This window comes from Prevotellamassilia timonensis, assembly GCF_021531665.1.
In the GTDB taxonomy this organism is placed as follows: Bacteria; Bacteroidota; Bacteroidia; order Bacteroidales; family Bacteroidaceae; genus Alloprevotella.
The window spans coordinates 1-210 of sequence record NZ_JADYUH010000258.1 but is presented as its reverse complement, the minus strand read 5'-3'; the positions used below and the strand labels follow the sequence as shown (position 1 = coordinate 210).

The 210-nt window shown below is 53.8% G+C and carries 1 protein-coding gene; it reads left to right on the top strand.

Annotation, left to right across the window (positions count from 1 at the left end):
• On the top strand, positions 1-210 hold a 210-nt coding region (locus I6E40_RS10915), incomplete at both ends, for a hypothetical protein (RefSeq protein WP_235387308.1).

Here is a 210-nt window from a genome sequence, read left to right as displayed (position 1 = left end):
CTCCTCCGGCGTCGCATGTGCAGAATGTACAAGAAATGCAGGCAGCGAAAGAAGCACTGGAAACACAAGAACCGCAAGAAGCACAAGAACCGCAGGCAGCGCAGGCTGTCGCTCAGCCTCAAAAACTCGCTCAACCTCAAAAAGCCCCTCAGGCACAAGACGTTTCAAAGAAAAAAGCCGGACGCACGGCAGATTTCTACGTACGCCCGA